This is a genomic window from Catenibacterium sp. UBA627 (assembly GCF_002299355.1).
Lineage (GTDB): Bacteria > Bacillota_I > Bacilli_A > Erysipelotrichales > Coprobacillaceae > Catenibacterium > Catenibacterium mitsuoka.
On record NZ_DBPF01000106.1, the window covers coordinates 23,089 to 29,139 of the forward strand.

5 protein-coding genes and 1 other annotated feature are annotated in these 6,051 nt (G+C 34.9%); all 5 genes read right to left on the reverse strand.

Features of this window, described 5'->3' with window-relative positions:
* Positions 1 to 2: 2 nt before the first annotated feature.
* A complete protein-coding gene (locus tag B2S90_RS06795; RefSeq protein WP_055233434.1) occupies positions 3 to 662 on the reverse strand; it encodes an HAD family hydrolase in 660 nt (219 codons plus the stop codon).
* On the reverse strand, positions 652 to 1,140 hold the full coding sequence (locus B2S90_RS06800; protein ID WP_055233435.1) for a hypothetical protein: 489 nt from the start codon (positions 1,138 to 1,140) through the stop codon (positions 652 to 654). The genes B2S90_RS06795 and B2S90_RS06800 overlap by 11 nt, the downstream gene beginning before the upstream one ends.
* 502 nt (positions 1,141 to 1,642) lie before the next feature.
* Positions 1,643 to 2,716, reverse strand: coding sequence for a M24 family metallopeptidase (locus B2S90_RS06805; protein WP_055233436.1), 1,074 nt, complete (start codon positions 2,714 to 2,716; stop codon positions 1,643 to 1,645).
* Positions 2,694 to 4,460 (reverse strand): aspartate--tRNA ligase, encoded by a 1,767-nt coding sequence (gene aspS / locus B2S90_RS06810; protein WP_055288728.1) that lies wholly within the window; start codon positions 4,458 to 4,460, stop codon positions 2,694 to 2,696. The genes B2S90_RS06805 and aspS overlap by 23 nt, the downstream gene beginning before the upstream one ends.
* A complete protein-coding gene (hisS, locus tag B2S90_RS06815; protein ID WP_055288710.1) occupies positions 4,453 to 5,733 on the reverse strand; it encodes a histidine--tRNA ligase in 1,281 nt (426 codons plus the stop codon). Before hisS ends, aspS begins: the two co-directional genes overlap by 8 nt.
* Before the next feature lie 38 nt (positions 5,734 to 5,771).
* Positions 5,772 to 5,960 (reverse strand) — a binding site (T-box leader).
* Positions 5,961 to 6,051: the final 91 nt, after the last annotated feature.

A 6,051-nucleotide genomic window follows, 5' to 3' on the forward strand; every position in this document is an offset into this window, starting at 1 on the left:
CTTTACTCTCCCTCAAACAATAAGTCTTCTAACTCTTTTACAGACTCGACATAATAAGTACATTTATTCTTGATATCTTCTTTGATTTCCTTGATATCATGAGCCCATCCAGCTCCACATGCATCAATATGCGCATCTCGTGCCATCTGTATACCTGGTAATAAATCATCTACAAGTAAGACATCTTCTTTATTTAAATGAAGTTCTTCAATAATCCTTTCAACAGGCCAAATAGATGGTTTACGCTTTTCAGGAGGTAATTCCCATCCATATATAATAGAAGGCTCAGGTAAATCATTATTCTTATAATCACGTATAATAGTATGCTTCATTGAATGAGATATAACACAGATAGTGCCACCTTCATTCACATAACGCCATAATAAATCATGAATGCCATCAAAACATACTGGTGCATGACCACGAATATAAGACTGCCAGTTGTTTTCCTGTATATGCATTTCTTCTTCAGTGAACTTAAGTATATCAAAACATAATGCAGTAAATCCTGGCTTATAATTATACTTAAAATAATCTTCACAAGTCATAGTAACACCAGGGCGCAATTTACTTAATGAGTCTAGGAATGCAGGAAAGTTCACTGTACGTGTGCTATCTACAATCGTATCATCATGATCTAGTATCAAACATTTATATTTCATTTGTTTCTCCTTTTTGATATGCAAGACATGTTATACCTTGCGTATTGACTATTGTCCCACACTGTTTAAATCCACAAGATTCTAATAAATTCTGCATAGGGATATTTTTGATTCCCGTATCCATCTTTAAATTAGGAATCTGACTATAAGCCCAGTTCAAGATAAACTTGCAGGCCCCTTTCACAATATGTGCAGAAACAACACGATGAACAACACCATAAGGTGCATCATTGAGCCATTGTCCCTCTATTTCCTTATAATCTTGATCTTCTTCTATCGCATAATAGAAAACAGCCGCAATGTGATTTTCATACATACATAAATACATTTTATCTATATCTTTAGTAATCATTTCTTTTGAAGGATAACCTAAAGGCCACTGATCTTTATTGCCATGATTATCCATAAATATCTTTGCATCTTTATAAAGACTCATTATTTCATCTATATGAGCCCTATCTGCTTTTTTTATTTCCATAGTAAACTCCTTTATTTAATATAATAGCACAAAAAAGGGTCTGAAAAAATCAAGTAACTAAATAGACTTGAGGTTAACTCAAGTTTTAAAACTGCCAGGGTTGTGAACTCCTAGCAGTACTTTTAGGATGTAAACTTTTTAGAGGCAGTTTTTCGCTATCTATTTTGTTTATTTCATAAATCATTTATCATATTCTTAAGATCAATAAATCTATAGAAAGAAAAAAAGGATAAGCATCGAAAGTCTGGCGACCGAGATGCTTATCCTTTCAATAAGAACACTATGGTAATAATAAAACTTTCATCCAAAATCAAGCATATTACTGAAAATCAATATAAAAAGATTATTCTACCTATATATGAATTAACATAGTTAATAAAAAAGATTCCGATAATATTAAATACTGAATGTATAGTGATTGAAATTTCACTTTTTCAATAAATCTTTCAACAAGCAAAAAAGACAGCTAGAATCTACATCCTAACTATCCTTTCTACATAAATTATTCAATTATAGTTAATTCCTTTGGATAACTATTTAATACCTTACAACCATCTTCAGTGACCATAACTAAGTCTTCAATACGAACTCCAAAATCACCCTGTAAATAAACACCAGGTTCAATTGAGAAGATCATACCAGGCTTTGCGATAATATCACTCACAGAAGATACATCACCAAATTCATGTACATCTTTACCAATGAAATGACCTAAACGATGATTGAATTCTTTACCATAACCTGCTTCAGTAATGATATTTCTTGCGACTGCATCAATTTCAGATAATTTCATACCTGGCTTGATAGCAGCTTCAGCTGCTTCATTTGCCTTTAATACAAGATTGTATACTTCTTTCTGCTTTTGGGATACTTCTTTATAGAAGAATGTTCTTGTCATATCAGAACAATATCCTTTATAGATACATCCCATATCAACGATAATAGAATCTCCTGGCTTTAAACGGCTATCATCGCATGAATGATGAGGGTTAGCCCCATTGGCACCATAACCCATGATTGGACTAAATGAATGCCCTGATGCACCTAATGACTTGTAGTAAGCAAGTAATGCTTCATCCATTTCAATTTCAGTCTTATCTGTTGCAAGTAATCTTTTTACTTCAGCCATTGCTGTATCATTCATTTCACTTGCTTTAAACATAAGTGCCTTTTCTTCATCATCCTTCTGCATTCTTACTTCATCCACGCATAGTGATCCTAAAACATATTTCGCATTGACGCGATCCTGTACAGGAATCAAGAAACGTGCTGGCATATTCTTATCTACACCAATTACTTTTGCATCCTTTAAATAATCTGCAAGTAATGCTGGAGCATTATCTGTATCATCAAACCAAGTAATAGGCATGCCTAAGTCCTTTTCTACATAGAATAAGTTATTGAAGAATAACTGATGATTTCCTTTAGAAGAAAGAACCATGACATACATTCTTTCACCTGGATGATTAACATAATCCAATAAATAATCGATAGAAACAGGGTCAGCGACTAATAAATAGTCAATGCCTCTTTCTTCCATCTTTTCTAATACTTTATTTATTCTCTTCTGATTCATATTCAGTAACCTCAATTCCTAAATCCTTTAACTGATCATTATCTACTGGTGTAGGTGCTTTTGACATTGGACAAGTTGCACTTGTATTCTTAGGGAAGGCAATAACGTCTCTTAAAGAATCACATCCACATAATAACATTGCGAAACGGTCTAATCCTAATGCGAATCCAGCATGAGGTGGTGCACCATATCTAAATGCATCCACAAACCAGCCAAACTGTGCATCAATTCTTTCCTGTGTGAATCCTAAAGCCTTGAAGGCACGATCCTGTAATTCTTCTTCATAGATTCTCTGAGATCCGCCACCAAGTTCAAAACCGTTTAAAACAATATCATAAGCATCTGCTAAGCAGTTTGCTGGATCTGTATCAATCTTATCTAGATCAGAATCCTTTGGACGAGTGAATGGATGGTGCATTGCATAGTATCTTCCATCTTCTTCAGAATATTCAAACATTGGGAAATCAACAACCCATAAGAAGTTGAACTGACGAGGATCATATAACTTTAATTCTTTACCTAAATGATTTCTGATTGCTGCAAGAGCATCACATACAACCATATAATGAGTATCACTCACAAATAGTAATAAATCTCCTACCTCAGCATTCATCTTTTCTAATAAGGCGCTCATCTGTTCTTCAGTAAAGAATTTTGCGATAGGTCCAGATACACCCTTATCAGTCACTTTTAACCAAGCAAGACCTTTAGCCTTATATTTCTTAGCAAGTTCAGTTAAAGCATCAATCTTCTTACGTGAATAGTTATCTGCTTCCCCCTTGACATTAAGACCTTTTACATGTCCTCCTGCTTCAAGTGCACTCTTGAATACGACAAAGTCCACATCCTTCACTGTTTCATTTAAATTAACGAGTTTCAAATCAAAACGTGTATCAGGCTTATCGATACCATAAGTTTCCATCGCATCATGCCATGTCATTCTTGGAAATGGTAATTGAACATCAATATTCATAACATCCTTCATAACCTTCTTGATTAAGCCTTCACCAATACCAATCACCTGATCAGTATTCATGAAACTCATTTCTACGTCCACCTGAGTGAATTCTGGCTGACGGTCAGCACGTAAGTCTTCATCACGGAAACATCTAGCAATCTGATAATAACGTTCAAAACCAGCTACCATTAATAACTGCTTAAATAACTGTGGAGACTGTGGTAATGCATAAAATGAACCATTATGTACACGTGAAGGTACTAAGAAGTCTCTTGCACCTTCTGGTGTAGATTTATTTAAATATGGTGTTTCAATTTCTACGAATTCTTCACTATCTAAATATTCATGAATAGCTCTGACAATCTTAGCACGTCTTATGATGTTCTTCTGAAGAGCTGGACGTCTTAAATCAAGATAACGATATTTCATTCTTGTTTCTTCTAAGGCATCAGTTTCATCCGCAATAATCATAGGAGTAGTCGCAGCCTTATTGACAATCTTTACTTCTTCAGCCTGGATTTCAATATCACCAGTTGGCATATCTGGGTTCTTAGAACTTCTTTCTACGACAGTACCTTTGATATCAAGAATATATTCGTTCTTAACATCTTTTAACTGTTCATTGAAAGATTCATCAAATATTACCTGTGTAATACCATGACGGTCTCTTAAGTCTACAAAGACTAAAGCACCTAAGTTTCTCTTTTTAGCTACCCAGCCAATAAGTTCTACTTTTTTATTGACATCAGTGATTCTTAGTTCTCCATTGTTGTGAGTTCTATTCATGTTCATGATCTCCTTCATAATGATTTTCAATATAACTTAAGATATCTTCTAATTTAACTTCACTCTGTTCTTTAGAATGATTGCAGCGGATATTTACATATTCACCCTTTACTTCATCTTCACCAATAATAATAGAAAGATGAGCACCAAAACGGTCACTAGACTTGAACTGTCCTTTTAAGCCTCTACCTGCATAATCCATATCACAAGTAAAGCCGTTTGCTCTAAGCATTGTGATGATCTGCATCGCTAAATCTCTTGCTTCATCACCTAATGGCATAACATAAACATCAATACCATTTTCTTCATCATCTTCATCATCTAATGCAAGCATTAGTCTTTCCATACCAAATGCAAAGCCTACACCAGGAGTCGCAGGACCTCCAAGTTCTTCAACAAGACCATTGTAGCGCCCTCCACCACCAATAGTAGAGCCAGCTCCTAACTTTGGATCATCACTGATGATTTCAAATACTGTATGAGAATAGTAGTCTAATCCTCTTACTAAATTCGTATCTACAACATATTCGATTTCTAAATCATCTAATAAATTGCAGACTTTATCGAAATGTGCTTTCGCTTTTTCACTTAAATAATCAATTGTACGAGGAGCAGAAGCCATTACTGGATTTTTTGCATCGACTTTGCAGTCTAGAATTCTTAATGGGTTCTTTTCAAAACGAGCCTGACAGTCTTCACATAAATCATTAAGCACAGGTCTGAAATGATCCTTTAAAGCTTCTCTATATGCAGTTCTTGATTCATCATCACCTAATGAGTTGATATGCAATTTGATATTCTTAATACCTAATGCTTCAACGATAGTCACCGCCATAAGCATACATTCAACATCTACATATGGTGATTCAACACCTAACATTTCTACACCGAACTGATGGAACTGTCTCTGTCTACCATTTTGTGGACGTTCATATCTGAACATTGGTCCCATATAGTAAACTTTCTGTAGCTTTTCAGGTAAAGCATACATCTTATCTTCTACATAAGCTCTCGCAATACCAGCAGTACCTTCTGGTCTTAAAGTAAGAGAACGATCTCCCTTATCTTTAAATGTATACATTTCTTTAGTCACTACATCTGTAGTATCACCAACTGCTCGACTAAATAGTTCTGTGTGCTCAAAGATTGGTGTACGCATTTCTTTTACGTTGTAATTTGCTGCAACAGTTCTTAATAGCTGTTCCATTTCAATCCATTTTTCTGAATTTTCAGGGGTAATATCTACTGTCCCTCTTGGTCTATTGTATTTCATAGGTTCCTCCTTTTTAAACAATAAAAAAACGCCCTCAATCTAAGGACGTTTTATACGCGGTACCACCTTAGTTCATGAATAAATCATGCACTTTATTTAGTTATAACGTTACCAACGTGCTTTTTTAAAGCATTCTCCAAAGTGTCCCATAACTTCTCATTAGTCATTTCCACCAGCCATGACCTCTCTATGAATGTCCGTTATTTAATCTTCTTCACTGAATATAAGGTGATTATAAATCAAAAGTATATTTAATTCAAGTCACTAATAACTGACTACTCCCACGGGCAAGCCTGTGGGGTTCTTACTGTCAAGTTT

Excerpts from the sequence above, each read along its gene's own strand:
- B2S90_RS06795 (WP_055233434.1), bottom strand. The coding sequence starts at position 662 with ATGAAATATAAATGTTTGATACTAGATCATGATGATACGATTGTAGAT.
- B2S90_RS06800 (WP_055233435.1), bottom strand. The coding sequence starts at position 1,140 with ATGGAAATAAAAAAAGCAGATAGGGCTCATATAGATGAAATAATGAGT.
- B2S90_RS06805 (WP_055233436.1), bottom strand. The coding sequence starts at position 2,716 with ATGAATCAGAAGAGAATAAATAAAGTATTAGAAAAGATGGAAGAAAGA.
- aspS (WP_055288728.1), bottom strand. The coding sequence starts at position 4,460 with ATGAATAGAACTCACAACAATGGAGAACTAAGAATCACTGATGTCAAT.
- hisS (WP_055288710.1), bottom strand. The coding sequence starts at position 5,733 with ATGAAATACAATAGACCAAGAGGGACAGTAGATATTACCCCTGAAAAT.